Raw genomic sequence first — 23,494 nt, 5'->3', positions numbered from 1 at the left:
TAATAATATATCCGTCTGGTTGATGACGTTGTTTAGATAATGAAATATATTCTTATATTGACATTTCCTCCTAAAATAACTAATATTAGAAAGTGATATTGATAATCATTATCAATTATTTTTTGATCTTTTTTTCCTATTTCCTGATACATATTATTTTTATTTAACAGGATATATACGAATAGAAATTATTGAGTAGAGGTGACAGTAAGTTCCAGATATAACTAAAAATTAGTTGAGTAAGTCAGAGAAAGGAAGATCTATATATGACAGTATTGAATATAGACCATGTAGCTATTGGTTATTCAAACTCACTTATTGTTGAGGATTTAAGTGTAACTATTCCTAAAGGAAAAATAACAACTATTATTGGACCAAATGGATGTGGCAAATCCACATTATTAAAAGCTATTTCCAGGTTGTTAAAAACCCAAGGCGGTAATGTATACCTTGATGGGCGAGCGATTCATCAGCTTCCAACGAAGGAGGTGGCAAAACGAATGGCGATTTTGCCACAATCCGCTAATGCACCAGGTGGTTTAACAGTATTTGAATTGGTTTCATATGGTAGGTTCCCACATCAAAACGGCCTTGGCAATTTTAAAAAAGAAGACTATGAGCATATTCATTGGGCAATAGGTGTAACGGGGTTGGATGAGTTTAAGGATCGTCCTGTTGAAGCATTATCAGGTGGACAAAGGCAGCGAGTTTGGATTGCGATGGCCCTTGCACAGGGGACTGAAATACTCATTCTTGATGAGCCGACAACCTATTTGGACTTAGCGCATCAGCTAGATGTTTTGTTGCTTTTACAAAAACTAAATGAAGAGGAGGGCCGAACAATTGTAATGGTCCTTCATGACTTAAATCACGCTTCACGTTTCTCAGACTATATGATTGCAATGAAGAAAGGCTCATTAATAGAGGAGGGAAGACCTGAAGAAGTCATGACTCGCCTAAATTTACAGCGTGTGTTTAATATCGATGCAAGCATGGAGACATGTCCTTTTAGTAATAATCCTATATGTCTATCCTACCAACTCTATCAGAAGAGTGAATGAATGCTTATTCCGTTAAGAGGAATAGAAGAAGGTATCATGTCATAAAACAAAAAGTTATTTTTTAGGATAAAGGAGGGAAAGTATGACTACCTTAACAGAAGGATCTGCAGATATAGAAAAATTAGAAGAAATTAAAAAACATTCACATCCCCTAATAGCAATTTTTATTTTATTTGGAGGTATGGCTGCTTTAATAATTGCAATTGCCCTATCTATATCTTTTGGTGCAGCTGATATTAAATTAGTTACTGTCTGGACGGCCGTGTTTAATTTCAATCCAGAAATTACGGCACATCAAATTATAAGAGATATACGTATGCCACGTGTTCTGGGTGCTGCGATAGTTGGATCGTCCTTTGCGGTAGCAGGTGCATTAATGCAAGGAATGACGAGAAATCCACTAGCTGACTCGGGTCTTTTAGGTTTAAATGCAGGAGCTTCATTTATGCTTGCTCTGTGTTTTGCATTTCTTCCGGGTCTTCCTTTTATGTATTTAATCATGTACTCCTTTTTAGGTGCTGGTCTAGGTGTTCTCATTGTTTACGGTGTAGGTTCCTTGTCACGTGGAGGTTTAACACCTATGCGTCTGGTACTTGCTGGAGCAGCTGTTAGCGCATTGTTAGGTGCTCTTAGTGAAGGCATTGCTCTGCATTTTCAAATTGGTCAAGATCTAGCATTTTGGTATGCAGGAGGGGTATCAGGAACTAAGTGGATCAATCTTCAAATTATGTCCCCATGGATTATTGTTGCGATGCTCGGTGCTGTGATGTTATCTCGATCTATTACTTTGTTAAGTCTTGGCGAAGAGGTGGCTATAGGTCTCGGTCAGCGAATAAAAACTATTAAGGTGCTTGGTATGATTATAGTTTTAGTTTTGGCTGGAGCTGCTGTATCAGTAGTAGGTGCAGTAGGTTTTGTAGGATTAATAGTACCTCACCTTACCCGATCTTTAATAGGTCATGATTACCGCTGGATTATTCCTTGCTCGATTGTCCTTGGAGGTCTTTTAGTTGTATTAGCAGATTTAGCAGCAAGAATGATTAATCCTCCTTATGAGACACCGATTGGTGCATTGATAGCATTAATCGGAGTTCCATTCTTCCTTTATCTTGCTAGAAAAGGAGGTAAAGAACTTTGAAAGAACGGACATATATGACAGATAGCCAGCGGAAAACAATGAAGAAAAACCTTTTTATAATCAGTCTTCTTTTTATCCTTATAGTTATAGCTTTTATAATTAGTATGAATACAGGGTTTATACGATTATCCCCTATTGAAGTCATCCAAACTTTGTTTGGATATGGAAATGAGAAACAGCATCTTATTCTTTTTGAATTTCGATTGCCGAGAATAATAATCTCTGTACTGGTTGGTATGGGACTAGCTGTATCTGGATGTGTTTTACAAGGAATCTCTCGTAATTCCTTGGCTGATCCTGGAATATTAGGGATTAATGCAGGGGCGGGGCTAACTGTTATACTTTTTATCTCTTTCTTTCCATCTACTGCTGCTGCACCAGTTTTTTTACTTCCAGTCTTGGCATTCTTAGGTGCAGGAATAACAGCAACCATTATTTATACACTAGCATATAAACGTAATGAAGGAATTTCACCTATGAGGCTAATACTCACCGGAGTAGCGGTTGCCGCAGGGATAAGTTCTGCAATGATAGTTTTAACACTTCGTCTAAGCCCAGAGAATTATCATTTTGTAGCAACTTGGTTAGCAGGCAGTATTTGGGGATCAAATTGGATGTATGTCCTTTCTGTGCTGCCATGGATTATAGTTTTAATCCCATTTGTATTTTCAAAGGCAAGAGTACTAAATGTATTGAATTTAGGAGATTTAGCTGCTACTGGGCTAGGAGCATCCATTGAAAAAGAGCGACGTATATTGCTAGCTTCAGCAGTTGGATTAGCAGGAGCAAGTGTTTCCATCAGTGGGGGAATAGGATTCGTCGGATTAATAGGACCGCATCTGGCCCGTCAATTAGTTGGATCTAGACATCAATATTTAATACCCGCTTCAGCGTTGACTGGAGGTCTTTTGGTTCTTATTGCTGATACTATAGGACGGTGGATATTGCAACCTTCCGAGATTCCAGCAGGAATTATAGTTGCAGTTATAGGGGCACCTTATTTCCTTTATTTACTCTCCAAATTAAAAGATTAAAGAACAGAATTGAATAACTTAGTTTTATTTTTTGTTATAAACAGATTGGAATTATTTGTATTGACTTCCGCTATCACAGTTGATAATATTGAAAATGAAAATCATTATCAATTAGAAAGGGGATATATAAATAAAATATAGTAATTGTTGGATGCTCGTGATAGTATCTGCCATTTTATTATTGAGCGAAAAACCTGTCGGTGCTACGAAGGCAGACCTCTAGAATATACATAATTATTAATTTAAAACTTAAATTAGAGGCTGACTCTGCGACTACATAGATGTCAGAAATAGTCTCTTTTTTTGTAGACTGACTTATCAAAATATCAATTTCAAAATAAATTTCATAGAGGAATGTGATAGACATTGTTAAAACGTTTTTTTTCTTACTATCAACCATATAAAAGTCTATTCATTCTAGACTTTTCCTGTGCAATCATCGCTGCTGTTTTGGAGCTTGCTTTTCCGCTTGCTGTTAACCGCGTAGTGGATGATCTATTGCCAAGTTCAAATTGGAATTGGATTCTGTGGGGATGTATTTCGTTATTTGGGATATATATTATTAGTGCGGTACTTCATTATGTTGTCACTTATTGGGGACACAAACTGGGGATTAATATTGAGACTGATATGCGTAAAGAGCTATTTACACATGTCCAGAGATTGTCGTTCGGTTTTTTTGATAACAATAAAACAGGTCATTTAGTTTCTAGAATGACGAATGATTTAATGGATATCGGTGAAATTGCGCACCATGGACCTGAAGATTTATTTATCGCAATTATGACACTTACAGGTGCATTTGCTTTAATGTTCTCCATAAACTCGCAATTAGCCGTCCTTACATTCGTTATTGTTCCACTAATTATTTGTTTATCCTTATATTTCAGTAAAAAGATGACTGTAGCATTCAAACGCTTTTTTGCTGATATAGCTAATTTTAATGCACGTGTAGAAAATAATGTTAGTGGAATGCGAGTTGTTCAAGCCTTTGCTAATGAAGAGCATGAAATTGCTCAGTTTAATGAAAGCAATAGTCGTTTTCGTAAGTCTAAATTAGTAGCCTATAGAATTATGGCATGGAATTCATCCGTTAGCTATATTCTTATGAAAGTTGTCACTTTGTTCGTTTTACTATGTGGGACTTGGTTCGTTATTAATAAGCAAATGACATACGGAGAGTTTATTGCATTTGTTCTCTTATCAAATGTATTTTTAGGACCTATTCAACAAATTAATGCTGTAATTGAAATGTATCCAAAAGGAATTGCTGGATTTAAGCGTTATGTTGAAATGCTTGAAACAGAACCAGATGTAGCGGATGCCCCAGACGCAAGTGATGTTAAGCATTTAAAAGGAAATATAAAGTACAGAGATGTGTCGTTTAGCTATGAAGGGAAAGAGAATGTCTTAGATAACATCAACTTAACGATTCGTGCAGGTGAAACAATAGCTCTTGTTGGACCGTCTGGTGCAGGAAAAACTACTATTTGTAGCCTGTTACCCCGCTTTTATGATATTAACAGCGGTTCGTTAACAATTGATGGTATTGAAATTAAACAAATGACACTTAAATCTCTTCGGTCTCAAATTGGAATTGTGCAACAGGATGTTTATCTCTTTGATGGAACCATTCGAGAAAATATTGCTTATGGTAATTTGGATGCTTCTGAAGATGAGATATGGGAAGCAGCAAAAAGAGCCCAGTTAGAAGACATTATTCTTTCTCAAACAGAGGGGATGAATACATTGATCGGAGAGCGCGGAGTTAAACTGTCTGGAGGACAAAAACAACGCCTTTCAATTGCTCGTATGTTTCTTAAAAATCCATCTATTCTTATTTTAGATGAAGCGACATCTGCACTTGATACTGAAACAGAGGTAGCGATTCAACATGCTTTATCTGAATTATCTCAAGGGCGTACAACACTTGTTATAGCACATCGTTTAGCAACGATTAAAAATGCAGATCGCATAGTGGTTGTAACTGAGAATGGGATTGTGGAACAAGGGAATCATGATGAGTTATTAGCAGTGAAAGGAGCTTATAAAAGACTTCACCTAGCTCAGTTTGGGGTTTAATAGGAAAAAGAAATAGAGAGTAAGGGAAAAATACAATGGAAGAGTATGACTGTTTGTTGGACTCGTTAGTGTGGCTAATGGGAGATATAAGGCACAGGAACGATACATTATTAACTCGCTATAGTAATAATCCAAATTAAAAAATAGGTCACTATCCATATGTTAGTGGTAGTGACCTATTTTATACTTTTAAATTCCTAATAATCTATTACAAAGCTGAGAGGAGTATAACCATGATCAATAACACATTAGAAAAAATACCTTTACTACCCCATACATTTTATATACCTATAAGTTTAAACAGTATAAATGAATTCATGGACAGCAATTTGGAAGAAATCGATCCACACCCTAAAATTCTAATCGTATTTGGTGGGAGCGGAATAGTTAGTCTAAATGAAAAACAACATGCAGTATCACGTGGAAGTATATTACTTTGTGATTCCTTCTCGGTACTAGAGTATCAACAAAAGTCCTGTACTACATCTCCTCTTCAGGCTATTTTAATAGGTTATCGTTGCATAACTACAGATGGTTCCCAACCTCAGACAATAGAGAGTGATCAGCCATTTAAACAGACAGCCAAAATCATTAGGCTGGCAAAAGAATTTGAAAACGCCTGGAAGTACCGAAGTAGTAGAGGACCATTCTATATACAACAGATGTTCATTGAACTCTTAACCGAAATACATGGAGAGCTAATAGAAAATAAACAGTCCATTAGTACATGGATGGATCAAGTAATAAGTTACATTGATACTCACTATGAAGAGGATTTGAGTCGAGAAGAGATGGCTACCCTTGTACAGGTAAGCCCAGAGCATTTATCCCGTGCTTTTCGTAAGAGCACAGGTCGAACGTTTAGTGAATATCTCTCCTTAATAAGAATTCGGGAATCTCAAAAAAGACTATTATATGAGATGCCTAAATTAGATGATTTAGCACAGCAGGTCGGCTACAAAGAAGGCACCTATTTAAGTAGAAAATTCAAGCAAGTGGTCGGTCTTTCTCCGACTTCTTATCACAAAAAGCGCAAGAGAGTAGTAACGCTTAATACCAATCATACTGCAAGTTTATTAGCGTTAGGTATTACACCTGAACTTGGTGTGTACTCCACCTGGATGGAGAGTGTTAATCCAGTGAAAACGGAGCAAAAGTTAAATATATGGAAAAATAGTGAAGCATTAATATATGAGAAAATCGCTGCTGTTAATCCTGATTTAATTCTCGATTATAAAACAACAAAAGAAAACAAATCTTTGTTATCATTGGCTCCAATGGTTACCCTTCCTTTTATGGAAATGAGCTGGCGAGAACAATTTCGGCTTATAGCTGATATTGTGGAAAGACAGCAGCAAGCGGAGGAATGGCTTAGGGATTACGATAGAATGGTATGGAATTTTAATCAGAAACTAGATTGTCAGCTTGGAGAACGAGGGACAGCTGTTGTATGGGAAATTGGGACAAACTCGGCTTTCTGTATTAATAGTAGCCATGGTAGAGGTAGTCAAATCATATATGAAGATTTAGGATTTAGTTTACCGATCACACTACTAAATCACGGTATAGGAAATCGGGGCTACATTGAGGTGGAAATCGAAGCTATTAAAGATTATCCCGCTGATTACGTTTTTATCACAGGAATGCCTCTAAATATAGAGGGAATAGAGCGTATGAACCGCCTATTTCAGTCATACTCATGGATGAGCATGGAAGCATTCAAACAAAATCATGTTTATTTGATAGATAAATCAGATATATTCTTCGGCTATGACCCGTTATCCTCCCGTGCACAGATACACGAATTGATGAGATTATTGACATCATAAAAATGTATGGCAAGAGATTACTTTAGTGCATAGACACTATTGTAAAGACAACTTACAATTATGAATGAGAATGATTATCAATAATAGATGTGGAGGTTTTGAAGTTGAGTTTAAATAAAGACGTTTATAAAAAGAAAAAGATAGGGTTAATTTCTATTTTTCTACTTTTAGTATTACTTCTTTCCGCTTGCGGAAAGACGACAACAGCTGTAGATATTAATAAAGAAGAAACTACCGAGAATACAGGTACTACCAAGGATGACAAAATGAAAAAGATTTCCACAGTAAATGGAGAGATTGAAATTCCTGTTAACCCCCAACGTATAGTAGCAGAAGAATACTTAGGTAGTCTAATTGCATTAGATGTTATTCCGGTGGGTGCACCTGAACTTACGATCAACAATTATTATTTCAAAGATGATCTTACAGGTGTTTCGGATACTGGGGTGTATGGAAAACCGTCCGTTGAAAATATCCTTGCCCTTAGTCCAGACCTTATTATTACAGCGAATGGTGACAACTACGAAATGCTAAGTAAAATAGCACCTACTATAGTTATACCGTATGGTGATTTAAAAGGAGTTCATGAAGAGCTAACTTATTTCGGAAACTTATTCGACAAACAAGAGGAAGCGGAAGCATGGCTACTAGATTACGATGACCAAATAGCGGATGCCAAGGCAAAAGTTGATGCTGCAATACCAGTAGATGCAAGCTTTTCTATTATGGAGGATGGCGGTAAGACAACATGGGTATATGGTGATAACTTCGGACGGGGTGGACAGCCAGTATATCAGGCTCTAGGACGTAAGCCACCTGCTAAGGTTGCGGATGAAATAATGGAGAAACAGTGGGCGGAAATTTCGGAGGAAATTATACCAGATTACTCTGGTGATTATATTATTATGACTTCTAACAATCGTACAGTTGAAGACTTTAAGGCAGATCCTGTCTGGGGAAGTCTTCCAGCAATTAAAAATAATCATTTCTATGTTTGGCCAGAAGAACGTTCATGGTATTATGATCCAATTGCGGTCCTTGCTCAGTTGGAAGAACTAACTACTTGGCTTACAAATCTTGAGAAATAGAGATGTAGTAACTCTTGCATAGTATCAAAAGCTTTTTACTATTCCTGCTACTGATAGTAAATCTCTGTGTGCGAGTAAGATATAATGAAATCAAATTCATATAAAAAAGCATTATCTCCAAAGAGATAATGCTTTTTTTCTAAAGAATTCTTTGTTCCTAAAGAACTCTTGCGGGTTTGGCACCCATTGATGTCGACTAATATAGTAATCAATAGTATGGATGTCAAATCGTATTTGTTGTTAGTAATCTAGTATAGCACAGATATTTACTATAAACAATATTTCTTTGGAAAGATTGTACAAGGATACTCCAAGTGATGGTATAATAACACATTAAGGTGGATTTAAAATTCATAAATCTAATTGAACGGGAAGACTCTTAATGTTTCTTCCAGTACTTAAATAATTACACCATCGGAGGTGTCGAGTTGAATAAAAAATGGACGATAGATCAAATACGAGACTATGTTAGTAAAAATTCAGAATGTACTTTGCTTTCAAAAGAATATGTAGGGTATTCACAAAAGCTGCTATTCAAATGTTCATGTGGAACTAATTTTGAAAAAACATTAACGAAGTTTAAAGGCAGCAATCAGAAAAAATGTTCTAATTGTTTAGAACCAAGACCATCCCGTTAAATTTTGTGAGGGATAAAAAAGTCGCTCCACATTTGAGAAATCAGAGGTGGGGCGACTTTATATTTTCTGCGCTTTTAGGTAATTTCTATAACTGGTTATCGGGATGTAAGTTATTTTGCATAAGTTCCTGTACTTTGCCAACCTGTTCTTTAGAGGCAAGTTCGGTCTTGTACCATCCTTTATTTTCCATTATCTCAAAAAGTAGATAATGGTTTGAGCTCGCATTATCAAAAACTTGCTTATAAATTTCCCTTAGCTGCGGATGTTTAGTCTCTAATAAGGTGTTGCTGATGCTTCGGCAGCGTCCCTTCTCTAACTCCAAACAGAGCTGGAGCATTTCTCGGTCTGTTAAACCGCGTTCTGCGATATTATTTGGCATACTATATCCACCTTTTGCAATTATTGAATGTTGTTTGTTCGGTTAAAGTATTGGGATAGGTCCGCTATTTTTAACTGGTGTTTTTCTGCTATTTCTTCGAGTGTTGTTCTTAACTCCTGGTCTGTACATTGTGCTGCACACCAGTTCAACGTTTTTGCGGTTATCACCTCTGAACGGATTTCATCCTCCATAAATGCCAATTCTTTCATCGTTAGAACGGTCATCTTAATTCACCTCCAACCAGCATAATGTAAAGTTAGTATTGTTTGTATTGAGTTATTTTAACCTTTTACTATTCTGTTATTAGGAAAAAATAGAGAGATTAAGTTAGTCCATCCCTACATTGAAACTCATCATACTTCTTCATTTCAGCAATCGTTCCTTCCATTTCATCTAAATAATCAGCAAATTGCTGATCCTTATCCACTTCAATGAAACTTTGTTTATCAATAGAGTTAAGTAAAGCAATAATTGCTTTAAATTTTAGGTCATCTAAAGATGGTATTTCTGGTTTTCCTTGAATTTGACCGCTGACGACTAGCTCTTTATTGTCATTTTCCAAAATAAATCTAAATGTTTCTATAGGGTTCATCTCCAACTCAAATCCCTCCTTATATTATTAATATTTCCAAAATAGCTTTTTTTTACTCAAATAATGTTCTATTACTACTAGAGGTGGCACAGCTATTCAATCAAAAGGAGGTAGTTAAAATAGGTTCACAACTAGCATAGGAAAATAGTTTTTCACAAGAGTATAAAAAACAATGGACTTGGTTGTACATCTTCAAATTAAAAAATGCTTCAAGCACAGTGTCGAGTAATTGAGGAAATAGGTTAACAATAATTGGTCTTATGGAATACAACATTACATATAGTAAAATAAAATAGAAACCGGTTTATAAGAATTTTCTAAAAATTCATTGATTTTATTTTTAAAACGATTATAATGATAATTGAAAGCGCTTCATATTTTGGAAAACCTGGTTTATTACTTATTTTTTTTACTTTTATGGAAACCGGTTTCTATAAAAATATGAAGCAATACGACACCGAAGATGCAGATACTTGATGGACTAAATTAAAGATTGGAGGGCGTTTGGAGATAGGGTGGTTTTACTGGTATAAAAACTATTAAACTATTAAATTTCAGGGGGAAATCATAATGAAATTAAAAAAACTGCTAATCGCTTCACTATCCATTTTGTTCATATTTATCGTTGCAGCGTGTTCTTCTGATAATTCATCTGATGATTCAGATGAAGCGGGAGGAGATGGAGAAAAAATCACTTTAGATTTTTGGCTGTTTGGTGCTACCGGGTATGAGGAACTTGTCAAAGAGTATGAGAAACAAAATGAAAATATAAAAATTAAAATAAAAACTTCAGAAACAGCAGATCACCATAACAATTTATTTACAGCACTTTCTGCTGGTAGTGGTGCGCCGGATATAGCTGCACTTGAGCTTGACCAACTCGATCGCTTCCGCGATGCACAAGACCGCTTTGTCAATCTATATGATATGGGCGCGGATGATGTAAAAGGTGAATATTTGGACTGGAAATGGGAAATTGCAGAGAATGATGATGGCAAGTTCCTAATGGGTCTTCCAACTGATATCGGTCCTAAGGGTCTTTACTACAGACTAGATGTATTTGAAGAAGCAGGTTTACCAACAACTCCCGAAGAGGTTTCTGCTTTAATCGCAACTCCTGAAGATTTTAAGGAAGCTGCCATTCAAATAAAAGAAAAAACTGGTAAACCTATGGTTGCTAGTATGGAAATGATGTACCGAGCGCAGTTAGATGCGTTAGAGGAAAGTTATTTTGATAAGGAAGGTAACCTATTGATAGAAGAAAGTGGTAATGGAGTTAAAGAAGCGTATGACTTAGCTATCGAAATGAACGAACTTGGTTTGGTCGGAAATTATGCAATGTGGTCCGCTGAATGGGCAAGTGGAGTTGACAATGGAGACTTTGCAGTGGAATTAGGAGCTGCTTGGTTCAAAGGGTGGATGGAATCGAATGCTCCTGAAGCTACTGGAGAATTTAATATAGCTACATTACCGACTGAGTACAGCGGAAACTGGGGTGGCTCTTACATTTCTATCCCTAAAGAAACAAAACATGCAGAAGAAGCATATGAGTTTGTAAAATGGTTGGTTTCACCTGAAAACCAATTGGAATCCTTTAAGAGTAATGGTCTTTTCCCTTCTGCACCTGCTGTATATGATATGGCTGAATTTAAAGAAGCAAGCGATGATTATTTTGGTGGGCAGTCGACACAAACAGTATTTGCTGAATCTGCACAAAAGATTGGAAAGGTATACAAAGGGAAGGATTATACAAGCGTACACGATGAAATTCTTGCTGCTTTAGTTAACTCACAGGACGGAGCAGATGCAGAGAAAGAATGGACTGAAGCTATCAAACGTATTAAAACTAAACTAGATCGCTAAAGTTGAGAAAGTGAATGACATATTCGGCGGTTTTACCCGCCGAATATACTCTGTATGTAGGTAGGAGGACGAGTGTATGGTTTCTTTAGATGAAAAACAGCAAAAAGGACGAAGGAAAGGTTTTTCATCGCAAGAGATGAAGGAGATGCTTTCGGGGTATTTATATATATCACCTTTTTTTATCATATTTGCGATTATTGGTCTCTATCCGGCAATATTTAGTTTAATCCTAGCATTTCAAAAATGGAATGGCATGGGAGAAATGGAGTTTGTCGGGTTAAGTAATTTTCAAGTAATACTTAGTGATCCGTTATTTTGGAAATCTGTTTACAATACAATTATTCTTGGGTTAATGGGGACTGCTCCTCAACTTGTCATTGGGCTAATCTTGGCTTTTTTATTGAATTTGTCTTACTTACGTTTCAAAGCTTTTTTTAGGGTAACTATCTTTATGCCATATATTACTTCAATGGTAGCGGTTGCTTTAGTATTTAGTGTATTTTTTAGTAACAATGAAACGGCTTTAGTGAACTATATTATTGGTCTATTTGGATTTGACCCGGTCAGCTGGAAGACCTCTGAATGGGGAGCTAAAATAGCGATTTCGACAATGGTTTTTTGGCGCTGGCTTGGTTACAACACGATCATTTATTTAGCCGGTATGCAAAGCATTCCGAACGAACTATATGAAGCATCTAGAATTGATGGAGCTAGTATTTTCCAACAGCTTCGATATATTACGATTCCGTTACTGAAACCATTTATTATACTGACGGTATTCTTTTCGACAGTTGGAGCGATGCAATTATTTACGGAGCCAACTGTGTTTCTAGGTAATACTGCTTTTGCAAGAGATGAAGCAATGACAGTTGTTATGTATTTATATCGCGATGCGTTTAGGTTATCTTCCTTCGGGACGGCATCTGCAGCTGCTATTGTTCTGCTGTTATTCATCGTAGTTGCCTCTGCTTTTAATATGATGCTCACTAAAAGACTCGGTAAGGATGGGGGGAAACATGTGTGAAAAGTGATGTAGGAAGTAAAAAGTGGGGCATTGGACGTATTGGAATGTACTTGTTTTTAACGGTAATATCGCTCTTTTCGTTATTCCCTTTTTACTGGATGTTCGTTATGTCCACGAGTCATAGCTCTGCATACAATTCGATTCCCCCGGCGATGGTTCCAGGTGATCAGTTGAAAGAGAACTTCCAAAAAGTATTGGATATGATTCCGTTTTTTCAGTCCATGTTTAATACATTGATCGTCTGTCTTACTGTAACTATTGTTGTATTATTTATAAGTTCGTTAGCTGGATTTGCATTTTCAAAACTAAAGTTTCCAGGGAAGAATATTCTCTTCTTCGCTATATTATTCACTATTATAATACCGCCTCAATTAGGATTAATACCGCAGTATTTATTAGTTGCAAAAGCGGGATTATTGGATCATTTATTTGCAGCGATGGTCTTGTTTTTCTTAAATCCTTTAGGAATATTTTTAATGAGACAATATGTAAGTGAATCTGTGCCTGAAGAATTGATAGAAGCAGCAAGACTTGATGGTTGTTCTATATTCAGGATATATCGCAGTATTGTACTGCCTATCATTTTACCTGCTTTTGCAACGCTTGGAATTATTGTGTTTACCTCTGTTTGGGGAGAGTTCTTATGGCAATTTACGGTGCTTCGAGATCCTGAATCCTACACAATACAAGTTGCATTAGCATCATTGAATAATACATTTAAAGTAGATTTTGGTATGCTGCTGTCCGGTGTGTTCTGGGCTACGATACCATTGCTTATAGTGTTCTTACTGTTCAACAAATTGTTTATATCGAGTATTGCCGAGGGATCGGTTAAATAATAGTAATCAGTACATGGAATATGAGGGATGTAAAATGACTTTAACTATACGTGATATTGCTCAAATGGCGGGTGTCTCAAGAGGCACTGTCTCTAAGGTAATCAACAACTATGATGGTGTAAGTGAACAAACAAAGCGTAAAGTACTAGAAGTTATCGACAAAACTAATTATCAACCTACTTTTTCCGCAAAGTCCCTAGCGACGAAGAAATCTAGTCTAATTGGGCTGATATACGCGGGGAAGATAAACGTAGAGTTTAACCATCCCTTTTTCAATGAGGTTATATCATCTTTTCAAAAAACACTTGGTGCAATGGGTTATGATATTATCATTTTCTCCAATGAGATGTTTGATAAAGAAAATGTCGATTACTTAGCGAGAACAAGACATTTTCGTTTAGATGGCTGTCTAATAATCGCGGGTGAAGAAGTAGAGGATGCAGTGTCGAAGTTGGATGAAAGTGATGTCCCTTGTATGGGGATTGACCTTGAACTGACCGGGCAAAATTCTAGCTACGTTATGACAGATAACTATAAGGTATCTCAGCTTGCAGTAGAATACTTGTACTTAAACTCCGTTAGAGATGTTGGTTATATTGCTGGGAAAGAAAGTTCTGAAATATCAAACCAACGATTAGAGGGATTCCTACAGACGATGAATCAATTCGGTATGCCGGCTAACCATATATGGATTAAGCATGGAAACTTTTTTGAATCTAGTGGATACGAAGCAATGGAAGAAATTCTACAGGGTGAATCTTTGCCAAAAGCAATTATAGCTGCTTCTGATATGATGGCGCTGGGCGCAATGAGAGCGATAAAGGACTATGGACTTCGAATTCCGCAAGATATTCAAGTGATAGGATGTGATGATGTTGAGGCTTGTCGATATATGGAGCCTGCTCTCACAACTATTAAACAAGATAAACAGAAAATTGGTAGATTGGCAGCCATTAAGTTAAACGATTTGATAAATGGAGTAACTGGCTTAAGACCGTCACTCGTTGATCCGGAGTTGGTATTGAGAAATTCTTCCGGTGTTATAGGCGAAGCGTCGAAAGAACGATAAATGAAGGGTGGATTACAAATGGCGATTATAAAGTTTCCAAAGGATTTTAAATGGGGGGCGGCAACAGCATCTTATCAAATTGAAGGTGCAGCAAACGAAGATGGCAGAGGTGTCTCGATATGGGATACTTTTTCTAAAACACCGGGGAAGGTACATAATGGAGACACTGGTGATATTGCCTGTGATAGCTACCACCGATATGAAGAGGATGTAGATTTAATACATGACCTAGGTGCTGATGTGTACCGCTTTTCAGTTGCTTGGCCAAGGATCTTTCCAACTGGTACAGGAGAAGTGAATCAAAAAGGAGTCGACTATTATCACAAATTAGTAGACTCGATGTTAGCTAAAGGCATTGAACCGATGTGTACGTTGTATCATTGGGATTTACCACAGGTGTTACAGGATAAAGGTGGTTGGGATAATCGGGAAACAATCGAGGCATTTGTCCAATATGCGGACTTTATGTTTAAGGAATTTAATGGGAAGATAAAAAAGTGGATAACTATTAACGAGCCTTGGTGCTCATCTTTCCTATCCAATTATATTGGAGAACATGCTCCTGGCAATCAGGATCTACAGCTAGCTACCGATGTTGGCCATCACTTATTAGTTGCACACGGTCTTGCAGTGAAACGTTTTAGAGAAAGTAATGTAGAGGGTGAAATTGGATACGCTCCAAATGTTACATGGTTTGAACCATACAGTACAAAAGAGCAAGACGTAGATGCGTGTAATCGAGGAAACGCTTGGAATTTAGAGTGGTTCTTTGATCCAGTATTTAAAGGGAGCTACCCTCAATTCATGTTAGATTGGTTTAAAGAAAAAGGTGCTGTTCCAACTATTTTAAAAGGGGATTTGGAAATAATATCGCAACCTATTGATTTTTTAGGGGTAAATTATTACACTGGCAATGTAGGGCGCTACAAGGAAAATGAAGGATTATTCGATTTAGAAAGTATAGATATGGGATATGATAAAACAGATATTGACTGGTTTATCTATCCAGAAGGCTTCTATAAAGTTCTAGTTAAAATTAAAGATCTTTATGGTAGTGTGCCAATCTATATTACAGAGAATGGTGCTTGCTATAATGATGAACCAGAGAATGGTAAAGTCGCCGATCATAAACGAATTGACTATATAAAGACACACCTGACAGCTTTAAAACGAAGTATGGATTCTGGTGTTAATATAAAAGGGTTCTTATACTGGTCCCTATTGGATAACTTTGAATGGGCATTAGGGTATAGTATGCGTTTCGGTATTGTACATGTGAATTACGAAACATTAGAAAGAACAAAAAAGGATAGCTATCATTGGTATAATGAAACGATTAAAAAAGGTGAATTTGAATTATAATCTTATAATGAAGAGGCAAACACTAGGCAGACTAAGTGTTTGCCTTTTTTGGTGAGAGCAAGTAGAAGAAGCGACCGCAAGTAAAAGAAGCGACCGCAAGTAAATATGGAGCTAGAGCAAGTAAAAAAAACGACCGCAAGTAAATATGGACCTAGAGCAAGTAAATCCATTGCGTCCGCAAGTAAATCCCGGATGGAAGCAAGTAAACGATAGGTGAGAGCAAGTAAAAAAAACGACCGCAAGTAAATATGTGGCTAGAGCAAGTAAATCCTTTGCTTCCGCAAGTAAATCCCGGATGGAAGCAAGTAAACGATAGGTGAGAGCAAGTAAAAGAAGTGGTCGCAAGTAAAAATGGACCAAGAGCAAGTAAATCCTTTTCGTCCGCAAGTAAATCCCGGTTAGAAGCAAGTAAACGAGGGGTGAGAGCAAGTAAAAAAAGCGACCGCAAGTAAATATGTGGCTAGAGCAAGTAAATCCATTTCGTCCGCAAGTAAATCCCGGTTAGAAGCAAGTAAACGATAGGCGAGAGCAAGTAAAAGAAGCGACCGCAAGTAAATATGGACCTAGAGCAAGTAAATATGGACCAAGAGCAAGTAAATCCTTTACGTCCGCAAGTAAACTCCGGTTAGAGGCAAGTAAACGATGAACGAGAGCAAGTAAAAAAATGCAAGTCTGTGTCCGAAGGAACTTCACACATGATAGTCATAGGTTTGACTTCAAAGAGGCTTCCTGCGCCTTCCATATGAGAATTGTATTTAATAAAGTTTCCAGTGTATGATAGCAATTACCGTTGAAGGATTTTAGGAAGTTTTATAGAATGTTATCGGAATAGGAATTTAAGGAGGTTTTGCAAAATGGATTTCATCGCTACATTATTTAATTCGCATTATGACTTATATTTTCGTTTAGGTGTAGCAACTTTTATAGGGTTTTTTATTGGTCTAGAGCGAGCGATAAAAAATAAACCAGCTGGTATTAGAACGCATATTTTAGTATGTTTAGGATCGACCTTAGCTATGGCATTGTCGTCACTAAATCAAGGGGCGTATATGGATCCGATGCGTTTAGCTGCACAAGTAATCAGCGGTATTGGTTTTCTTGGAGCAGGTGTAATATGGTTAGATAAGGATAATGTAAAACGAGGACTTACAACGGCAGCGAACCTTTGGATTACTGCTTGTGTAGGATTAACCATTGGGTATGGTGCGTACGATTTAGCACTCATAACGGTTGTATTAATGTTCATTGCGATGAACTTACCAAAAGTAGCGGTTAAAATGGGCATTCTTCCTGTTCGAGGAACAGAAGAAGAGGATAGCGATGGGGAATAAAATTAGATAAATACATGATAGAAAAACTGTCATCACGCTGAAGAGCTGTGTAGGCAGTTTTTTTATGTGTAAATATAATTTTTGTAAGAAAAGTGCTTTAAATAAGGGGAAGTGAAGACTACTAAACTAAAAATAAAATATATTCAGAAAATTGTGTTGACAAATTTTCAGATTTGAATAGAATAAATAATATAAACGATGTTACTTTTTCTAACATAGAAAGATAGAAAATGTAACATCTCAAAAAAGGAGAGATGACAATGGAGGATGTAATGTATTTAATGAACAGCTTGTGGACAATGATAGCTGCAATTTTAGTTATATTTATGATTGGTGGATTTATATTACTGGAAGCTGGTTCGACTAGAATGAAAAATGCTGGTCATGTTGCCGGTAAAACCATATTCACATTTGGTTTAGCATCAATGGTGTTCTGGGCAGTAGGTTATGGATTTATCTTCGGGGGAGATGCGAACTTCTTCGTAGGTATGACAGATTTTTTCTATAGTGGAGAAATTATTGAGGGAGCAGGTCTTGCAACAACCGTTTTCTTTGTTTTCCAACTAGCATTTGCTGGTATTGCTGTAACTATCGCATTAGGTGGATTTGCTGAACGTGCAAAATTATCGGCATACGTAATTTTCACAATACTTTTTGGAATAATTGTTTACCCTGTAATTGCCCACTGGATTTGGGGTGGAGGTTGGTTAGCTGAACATGGCAAACAGGATTTTGCAGGATCAACGGTAGTTCATTTAACTGGTGCGATGGCTGCACTTGCTGCAACAATAATTCTTAAACCAAGAATTGGGAAGTTCAATAAAGACGGTTCATTAAACAATCTTGCTGGACATAACCAAGTTTATACAGCTTTAGGAGTACTCATCCTTTGGGTAGGTTGGTTTGGGTTTAATGCTGGAAGTACGGTATCTGTAGATGCTGCTTTTTTTGGATTTGTAGCATTAAATACAACACTTGCCGCTGGAGCAGGAGCTGTTGCAGCCACCCTTATTTCATGGGTTGTATTAGGTAAATCAGATATCCCAACGATTTTAAATGGAGCTTTAGCTGGATTAGTTGCCATTACTGCTTCCTGTGCATTCGTAGACGTTTGGGCATCTGTTGTCATTGGTTTAATCGCTGGAGTATTAGTTTTCTATAGCGCTAGATTTTTTGAAAAGAGAAAAGTCGATGATCCAATTTATGCGTTATCTGTTCATGGAGCTGCTGGAGTATGGGGAACATTATCTACTGGTTTCTTTGCTACACCAGAGCTTGCATCCGTTGGTAAAGCAGGATTATTTTATGGAGGCGGACTAGATCAATTAGGTGTTCAGCTAATGGGTGTTGTGTCTTGTGGTTTATTTGCTTTCGTAGTTTCCTATGCTATCCTTTTTACAATGAAAAAAGCTATGGGTGGTATTCGTGTAACGGAAGAAGAGGAACTAATGGGTCTAGATATGAGTGAACACGGCAACTATGGTTATCCCGAACAAATGGTTTTAGAGGAATCAAAATCACTTAATTAAATAAAAAAAGCCTCTGAAATTGGGAGGCTTTTTACATAAAAGGGCGTGTACTTGTGGAAACGTATGAATCTATTCGGAACTGGAAGGAACTAAATATTACAAACTTCCTAGATGACATCGTTTCTCTCAATGATTTTCATGATCAGGTGATGATTAAAGTTTTGGAAGAAGCGATTAAGAAAATAGGTTCACCTCCATGTGACTTTTCTTGGTTTATAACAGGCAGTGGGGGGCGATTAGAACAAGGATTAATAAGTGATCAAGATCATGGAATTGCCTATGAAATAGCTAATGATGAAAATGATGTGTATTTTCAGGTGTTTGGAACAGAAATTTCTAATGGTCTTTATGAAGTGGGCTATCCTTATTGCGAAGGTAAAGTTATGAGTTCTAATCCAGAGTGGTGTAAATCCTATGAAGGTTGGAACAAACAACTTCATGATTGGATGGTTGACGAAAGCTGGGAGTCCATGCGTTTTCTTCAAATCTTTTATGATGCCAGAGTGCTTCATGGAAAGGTAGGAATTATCCATCAGTTGAAAACATCCATATATGATTACCAATTACAACATCAAATTTTACTAAGTCGATTTACTGCTAATGTAGAACATATAAAAAATGTAATTGGTCCAGTTGGTCAGTTATTGTTGGAAAGACATGGTTTATACCAAGGTTGCGTAAACTTAAAATACTCTGGATTCCTACCATATGTAAATGCTGTTCGACTCCTTTCAATAAGAGAGGGAATAGTAGAAACTTCAACTCTAGTTCGGATGAGTTATCTGATTCAAATGAAAGAGTATACATGCTTACTAAAAAATAGTGAAAGAAATTTTTCGGATCTATTAAAATATCGTTTGTCATTAACTCAAGTGAAAAGCTACTCAGATACTCATTATTTACAGTTTGATAAACTGAGCAAAATCGAACAGAAAGATATTAAACGTATTATTAAAGGCGGAATTAACTTACATCGTGAAGTGATTGCTTTGATGAAAAAAGGTGTTCGCCATGGCATTTGAACCGTTCATGCAAATACTCAGAGGCATTCAAGGAAAACGTACGAATGTTGGCATAGGTGATATTCAAAGCGCCCAGCAAATGGCTTTTTTAAGAAACCTGCAAAAAGAATTGAAAAAAGAGGATTCACTAGAAATTCCCTTAGATGAGCTTAAAATTGTCGTGTTCGATATTGAGACAACTGGCTTTAATCCAGAGCAAGGAGATGAAATTATCTCCATTGGTGCCATTAAAATGCATGGCTCTTCTATACGAGAGGATGATACTTTCTACTCGCTTATATACTCAGAGAAAGAAATTCCTTTGGATATTGTAGAACTGACAGGCATTACAAATGAACAATTGGAGGATGCTAGTCTAGTTGGGGATGTACTAATTGAATTTCTTCAATATACAAAAGACTGTACACTTGTAGCACATCACGCTAATCACGAAAGAAATTTTATGCAATTCACTAGCAACAAAGTATTCCGCACACCTTTTAGAAATCGGATAGTTGATACATCTTTTCTTTATAAAATTGCTGAGCCCAAAATACAACTAAGTTCGTTAGAAGACTTGTGTGAACATAACAGCATTCCAATAGTAGGCCGACATAATGCATTAGAGGACGCAAGAATGGCGGCTAAGCTTTGGAGTATTTATATAGAAAAAGTTAAAATGCTTGGCTGTGAAACATTGCAGGATGTATACGAAAAGTTTGCAAGAATTTAAAAAGCACTACAGGTTAAATTTTCCTGTTGTGTTTTTTTGTTTGTGGAGAATTTTTTCTGTAGTTAATATACTAGCGCACAATCTTCATGAATAATATGCTCTACCCCATAAACTGTAAAAAACAGTTAGAATAACTTGTCCTAAGTACATAGAATTTAGTTCTTTTTTAAGGGGTATACTGAATATACTTTTTAGTACCTTGCTTTCTACAATATTATTAAAAGGAGAACAGCCCCTGGAGAGTATAGATCATACATTAACTCAATTACATGACACGCCTTTTTTTTATCGACGTTTTGCCAAACGAGCTTTAGACGTATTAGCTAGTTCCTTATTACTTTTTTTATTGTTTCCAGCTCTTATTTGTTTGTCCATAATTTTATTCATCTTTACAGGTGGTCCCGTTTTCTACAAGCAAAACAGGGCAGGGTTATATGATCGACCTTTTATCATCTGGAAGTTTCGAACAATGCAGACAGAGGATATGGAGTCAAGCTCACACCAATACGAATGGAAAGACGAAGTCCCGCAAGATTTTTCCTTTACAACACCGCCAACATTAACGATCACTAAGCTTGGGAAAATATATCGAAAATATAGTATAGATGAGATCCCACAGCTTTGGAATGTCTTAAAAGGTGAAATGAGTTTTGTAGGTCCAAGGCCAGAAATGATTGAAATTACTAATCATTATTCTCCTATCCAAAAGAAGCGTTTATTAGTAAAGCCTGGCATCACGGGGTATGCCCAGGTCCATGGTCGATCAGCAATCACCCATGGGGAAAAAGTTAACTATGATTTATATTATGTTAAGCATTGCTCTCTGTTTCTTGACCTGAAGATAGTGATACGAACGATATTTATAGTGATTATGGGAAAAGGGGCTTGGTGAGAGCTGGAGAGCCATGTCATTTTGACTTCTAAAAAAAGAACCCATATATATAAATTCCACCAGCACAATAAAGATTAAAATTGTGACATTTACACTCTGCTATTAAAAATTCCTTGTCTCTAACTTCTTAGAAATCTTATTCTACAAGCATTTGCATTATTAAAACGTATCAGTAGGGGCTAAGTCTTGCTAATATGTGGATTTAGGAAGGGGTGTAAATGATTGATTGTTAATGAAAGGCTTCGGGAAATTGATATTGTGAGAGGGATCACTATATTCTTGGTAGTTCTAGGGCATACTGGGGCTGCCGAGGTTTCGGAAGGATTAGTATCAGAAATACTAAGAGGTTTTAGAATGCCGTTATTTTTTATGGTTTCTGGCTATCTATTTAGTTCTTCAAAATATCTTGGAAATACTAAAAAACTAGTAATCGACAAAACCCGAACCTTGATTATACCTTATATCTCCTTCTGTTTCTTGTCAGCAGGAATATGGATTTTGTTACTAATTTTAAATAAACAAGAAATAGCATGGGGGCAACCCTTAATAGGGATGCTTTATGGAAATGGTAATTGGATAGTTGAAAATACTCCAATCTGGTTTTTGGTTTGTTTGTTTAGTGCTTTTATCATTTTTAATATTATTTTAAAGATTTCCATAAGATTATCTTTATTAAGTAAGACAGTTCTATTTATTGTTCTAGGTGTAATCGGTTATGGAGTGAGTAGAATAATCTGGATGCCCTGGAGCTTTGATATTGCTTTGGTAGCACTGTTATTTATGTATATTGGAAATATCCTAAAGGAGAAGCGCATTTTATATAATCATAAAATGATGTTAACACTTACTAGTATTTCTTTATGTATGTTTATTGCTGTGTTAATTTTTAATGTGCCTGCGGATATGAATAATAGAGTATATGGAAACGTCTTCTTGTTTTATATAGGAGGTATTTCTGGTAGTTTATTAATTTTGTTTATTTCCAAATATCTACTAACCAAAGTAAAACTAATTTACTCCGTACTCTCGTATTTGGGAAGACAATCTATACTAATTTTGGGTTTGCATTTCAGTGTAGGTTTTTATTTTGCTGATTGGCTAGCATATTTAACGAGGTTAAATAGTTCTTTGTTTATAGCGTCTATTGCGATTTCAATTTCTCTTTTGATGGGATTGGCAATAGATAGGATACCAATTTTCTCATTTTTATTTAAAGGAACGACTATATCAGTTGTAAAAATCTCTCCAATTTCACAACAAAGTATGTTAAAACAGGTAAAATGACTTAATAAAGGAATATTAAATAATTATAATGAGAAGAAAGTCTTGAAAAAGGCGTTCTTTTTTTTTGCGTCAGGTATGGCGACTATCTAGGTGGTGATAGTCCAAAGTGGAGGTACACTTATGTTTATTATCTACTGCAGCTTACAAATTAATATAAATTTCAAATTTCCCATTATTCTTCATGAATTGCCGTCTGGATCAGTTAAACAGATTTGTTTTATATTATTATCCTCTTTAAGTTTTTCCTTTATCGTATTTAATTGAATTCGTTCTATTGGGTTCCGTGATCTGGGCAACTTTACGAATTGAACCCTAAGCTCAATGCTTCGTTTAGCCTCAGTTTCGATAGCGCGGGACGAACGAATTCTATTCATTTAACAATAAATGTAAAAATGCTTCTTATAGATTTTTTGATCAGCCTTATTTCCAGAATATACTACAAATCCTAGTTCTTCTAAATCTAGACTATCAATATATGGATCAATTACTCTCACAGGATTCTCTTCATTTACAAAGTCATCCAAGTGTTGGGTTGAAGGTTTATTCGATAACGATATTCACCTCCACTAAATGCCATCTAATCAGCTCCCTTAAATTTATAAAAATTGTTAGACAGACTCACGTACGTTTGTATGAGAGGGGCGGAAAGTTATTAACTTTCCCTTCTACTCGATTGATATTTGTACTTAATCATATCAAGGATCGAAACTAAAACGAAGGAACTTA

21 protein-coding genes are annotated in these 23,494 nt (G+C 36.4%); 18 read left to right on the top strand and 3 right to left on the bottom strand.

What is annotated here, in order from left to right; genetic code table 11:
• Nucleotides 1-266 precede the first annotated feature (266 nt).
• From MKY60_RS14375 to MKY60_RS14345, 7 genes are all read left to right on the top strand, one after another.
• Nucleotides 267-1,061 carry an ABC transporter ATP-binding protein gene (locus MKY60_RS14375; protein ID WP_340930266.1) on the top strand — a complete coding sequence of 265 codons (795 nt, stop codon included), beginning with the start codon at nucleotides 267-269 and terminating at the stop codon, nucleotides 1,059-1,061.
• An 82-nt stretch (nucleotides 1,062-1,143) separates the two neighbouring features.
• The gene (locus MKY60_RS14370; protein WP_340930264.1) at nucleotides 1,144-2,199 is read left to right on the top strand and encodes a FecCD family ABC transporter permease; all 1,056 of its coding nucleotides are present in this window, start codon (nucleotides 1,144-1,146) and stop codon (nucleotides 2,197-2,199) included.
• 38 nt (nucleotides 2,200-2,237) lie between these two features.
• Nucleotides 2,238-3,233: a FecCD family ABC transporter permease gene (locus MKY60_RS14365; protein WP_445678008.1), complete on the top strand. Its 996-nt coding sequence runs from the start codon at nucleotides 2,238-2,240 to the stop codon at nucleotides 3,231-3,233.
• A 366-nt stretch (nucleotides 3,234-3,599) separates the two neighbouring features.
• Nucleotides 3,600-5,315: an ABC transporter ATP-binding protein gene (locus MKY60_RS14360; RefSeq protein WP_340930262.1), complete on the top strand. Its 1,716-nt coding sequence runs from the start codon at nucleotides 3,600-3,602 to the stop codon at nucleotides 5,313-5,315.
• Nucleotides 5,316-5,548: 233 nt separating this feature from the next.
• Nucleotides 5,549-7,144 (top strand): AraC family transcriptional regulator, encoded by a 1,596-nt coding sequence (locus MKY60_RS14355; RefSeq protein WP_340930261.1) that lies wholly within the window; start codon nucleotides 5,549-5,551, stop codon nucleotides 7,142-7,144.
• 104 nt (nucleotides 7,145-7,248) lie between these two features.
• Entirely contained in the window at nucleotides 7,249-8,232 is a 984-nt protein-coding gene (locus MKY60_RS14350; protein WP_340880211.1) for an ABC transporter substrate-binding protein, read from the top strand.
• Between the two features lie 428 nt (nucleotides 8,233-8,660).
• Nucleotides 8,661-8,870, top strand: coding sequence for a hypothetical protein (locus tag MKY60_RS14345; RefSeq protein ID WP_090566947.1), 210 nt, complete (start codon nucleotides 8,661-8,663; stop codon nucleotides 8,868-8,870).
• 85 nt (nucleotides 8,871-8,955) lie between these two features.
• Here the strand turns inward: MKY60_RS14345 and MKY60_RS14340 are convergent, their stop codons facing one another.
• The 3 genes from MKY60_RS14340 to MKY60_RS14330 form a co-directional block, all read right to left on the bottom strand.
• Nucleotides 8,956-9,249 (bottom strand): spore coat protein, encoded by a 294-nt coding sequence (locus MKY60_RS14340; RefSeq protein WP_340930259.1) that lies wholly within the window; start codon nucleotides 9,247-9,249, stop codon nucleotides 8,956-8,958.
• Between the two features lie 20 nt (nucleotides 9,250-9,269).
• Nucleotides 9,270-9,473 carry a hypothetical protein gene (locus tag MKY60_RS14335; protein WP_340930258.1) on the bottom strand — a complete coding sequence of 68 codons (204 nt, stop codon included), beginning with the start codon at nucleotides 9,471-9,473 and terminating at the stop codon, nucleotides 9,270-9,272.
• Nucleotides 9,474-9,571: 98 nt separating this feature from the next.
• Entirely contained in the window at nucleotides 9,572-9,847 is a 276-nt protein-coding gene (locus tag MKY60_RS14330; RefSeq protein ID WP_340930256.1) for a hypothetical protein, read from the bottom strand.
• Between the two features lie 564 nt (nucleotides 9,848-10,411).
• Here MKY60_RS14330 and MKY60_RS14325 point away from each other — a divergent pair.
• The 11 genes from MKY60_RS14325 to MKY60_RS14275 all read left to right on the top strand — a co-directional run bounded on the left by MKY60_RS14325 (nucleotide 10,412) and on the right by MKY60_RS14275 (nucleotide 22,768).
• A complete protein-coding gene (locus tag MKY60_RS14325; RefSeq protein WP_090566958.1) occupies nucleotides 10,412-11,704 on the top strand; it encodes an ABC transporter substrate-binding protein in 1,293 nt (430 codons plus the stop codon).
• A 76-nt stretch (nucleotides 11,705-11,780) separates the two neighbouring features.
• Nucleotides 11,781-12,728 (top strand): carbohydrate ABC transporter permease, encoded by a 948-nt coding sequence (locus tag MKY60_RS14320; protein WP_090566961.1) that lies wholly within the window; start codon nucleotides 11,781-11,783, stop codon nucleotides 12,726-12,728.
• Nucleotides 12,729-12,772: 44 nt separating this feature from the next.
• Entirely contained in the window at nucleotides 12,773-13,567 is a 795-nt protein-coding gene (locus tag MKY60_RS14315; RefSeq protein WP_090567268.1) for a carbohydrate ABC transporter permease, read from the top strand.
• A gap of 34 nt (nucleotides 13,568-13,601) precedes the next feature.
• Complete coding sequence (locus MKY60_RS14310; protein ID WP_340930253.1) at nucleotides 13,602-14,636, top strand: LacI family DNA-binding transcriptional regulator; 1,035 nt, start codon at nucleotides 13,602-13,604, stop codon at nucleotides 14,634-14,636.
• An 18-nt stretch (nucleotides 14,637-14,654) separates the two neighbouring features.
• Nucleotides 14,655-15,998: a GH1 family beta-glucosidase gene (locus MKY60_RS14305; RefSeq protein WP_340930251.1), complete on the top strand. Its 1,344-nt coding sequence runs from the start codon at nucleotides 14,655-14,657 to the stop codon at nucleotides 15,996-15,998.
• 854 nt (nucleotides 15,999-16,852) lie between these two features.
• The gene (locus tag MKY60_RS14300) at nucleotides 16,853-17,329 is read left to right on the top strand and encodes an MgtC/SapB family protein (protein ID WP_340930250.1); all 477 of its coding nucleotides are present in this window, start codon (nucleotides 16,853-16,855) and stop codon (nucleotides 17,327-17,329) included.
• A gap of 260 nt (nucleotides 17,330-17,589) precedes the next feature.
• On the top strand, nucleotides 17,590-18,858 hold the full coding sequence (locus MKY60_RS14295) for an ammonium transporter (protein ID WP_340930248.1): 1,269 nt from the start codon (nucleotides 17,590-17,592) through the stop codon (nucleotides 18,856-18,858).
• Between the two features lie 53 nt (nucleotides 18,859-18,911).
• Nucleotides 18,912-19,880: a DUF294 nucleotidyltransferase-like domain-containing protein gene (locus MKY60_RS14290; protein WP_093494938.1), complete on the top strand. Its 969-nt coding sequence runs from the start codon at nucleotides 18,912-18,914 to the stop codon at nucleotides 19,878-19,880.
• Entirely contained in the window at nucleotides 19,870-20,592 is a 723-nt protein-coding gene (locus MKY60_RS14285) for an exonuclease domain-containing protein (protein ID WP_093494937.1), read from the top strand. Before MKY60_RS14290 ends, MKY60_RS14285 begins: the two co-directional genes overlap by 11 nt.
• Before the next feature lie 199 nt (nucleotides 20,593-20,791).
• Entirely contained in the window at nucleotides 20,792-21,484 is a 693-nt protein-coding gene (locus MKY60_RS14280; RefSeq protein ID WP_241599431.1) for a sugar transferase, read from the top strand.
• Between the two features lie 222 nt (nucleotides 21,485-21,706).
• On the top strand, nucleotides 21,707-22,768 hold the full coding sequence (locus MKY60_RS14275) for an acyltransferase family protein (RefSeq protein WP_241599434.1): 1,062 nt from the start codon (nucleotides 21,707-21,709) through the stop codon (nucleotides 22,766-22,768).
• Nucleotides 22,769-23,494 lie beyond the last annotated feature (726 nt).

Origin of the sequence: Psychrobacillus sp. FSL K6-1415, assembly GCF_038003185.1 — a bacterium.
Lineage (GTDB): Bacteria > Bacillota > Bacilli > Bacillales_A > Planococcaceae > Psychrobacillus > Psychrobacillus psychrodurans.
Note: the sequence above shows the minus strand (reverse complement) of the source record. Positions and strands in the feature narration are given on the sequence as shown.

Excerpts from the sequence above, each read along its gene's own strand:
- MKY60_RS14285 (WP_093494937.1), top strand. The coding sequence starts at position 19,870 with ATGGCATTTGAACCGTTCATGCAAATACTCAGAGGCATTCAAGGAAAA.
- MKY60_RS14355 (WP_340930261.1), top strand. The coding sequence starts at position 5,549 with ATGATCAATAACACATTAGAAAAAATACCTTTACTACCCCATACATTT.
- MKY60_RS14365 (WP_445678008.1), top strand. The coding sequence starts at position 2,238 with ATGAAGAAAAACCTTTTTATAATCAGTCTTCTTTTTATCCTTATAGTT.
- MKY60_RS14335 (WP_340930258.1), bottom strand. The coding sequence starts at position 9,473 with ATGACCGTTCTAACGATGAAAGAATTGGCATTTATGGAGGATGAAATC.
- MKY60_RS14310 (WP_340930253.1), top strand. The coding sequence starts at position 13,602 with ATGACTTTAACTATACGTGATATTGCTCAAATGGCGGGTGTCTCAAGA.
- MKY60_RS14315 (WP_090567268.1), top strand. The coding sequence starts at position 12,773 with ATGTACTTGTTTTTAACGGTAATATCGCTCTTTTCGTTATTCCCTTTT.
- MKY60_RS14300 (WP_340930250.1), top strand. The coding sequence starts at position 16,853 with ATGGATTTCATCGCTACATTATTTAATTCGCATTATGACTTATATTTT.
- MKY60_RS14340 (WP_340930259.1), bottom strand. The coding sequence starts at position 9,249 with ATGCCAAATAATATCGCAGAACGCGGTTTAACAGACCGAGAAATGCTC.
- MKY60_RS14320 (WP_090566961.1), top strand. The coding sequence starts at position 11,781 with ATGGTTTCTTTAGATGAAAAACAGCAAAAAGGACGAAGGAAAGGTTTT.
- MKY60_RS14325 (WP_090566958.1), top strand. The coding sequence starts at position 10,412 with ATGAAATTAAAAAAACTGCTAATCGCTTCACTATCCATTTTGTTCATA.
- MKY60_RS14305 (WP_340930251.1), top strand. The coding sequence starts at position 14,655 with ATGGCGATTATAAAGTTTCCAAAGGATTTTAAATGGGGGGCGGCAACA.
- MKY60_RS14370 (WP_340930264.1), top strand. The coding sequence starts at position 1,144 with ATGACTACCTTAACAGAAGGATCTGCAGATATAGAAAAATTAGAAGAA.
- MKY60_RS14295 (WP_340930248.1), top strand. The coding sequence starts at position 17,590 with ATGGAGGATGTAATGTATTTAATGAACAGCTTGTGGACAATGATAGCT.
- MKY60_RS14375 (WP_340930266.1), top strand. The coding sequence starts at position 267 with ATGACAGTATTGAATATAGACCATGTAGCTATTGGTTATTCAAACTCA.